We start from the raw sequence: 216 nt of genomic DNA on the forward strand, positions 1-216 counted from the left end.
TTGTGGAGTGTTCCCTCCGTAAACTCCATGTCGGTGATACCGACGGCATAGCGATCCCGGACCTGCTGGCTCGTGATCTGGCAGAGGATGATGTCGTCCCCGCCGGGCGCCGCGACAACAAGAGCCGGGCGCCGTTTCACGATTGAGAGGTCCGAGAAAGGAAACGGTACAATGACGACATCCCCTTTTACAAATCCTTCCACGCCTCTTCCTCCT

At 57.9% G+C, this 216-nt stretch carries 1 protein-coding gene; it reads right to left on the bottom strand.

Translation table 11 applies throughout. The annotated features are described in order from the left end of the window. A partial coding sequence (locus tag BP846_RS04705) for a type II toxin-antitoxin system PemK/MazF family toxin (protein ID WP_292392945.1) occupies positions 1-203 on the bottom strand: 203 nt, incomplete at its 3' end. Positions 204-216 lie beyond the last annotated feature (13 nt).

It is taken from the genome of Methanoculleus sp. UBA303, assembly GCA_002501655.1.
Taxonomy (GTDB): domain Archaea; phylum Halobacteriota; class Methanomicrobia; order Methanomicrobiales; family Methanoculleaceae; genus Methanoculleus.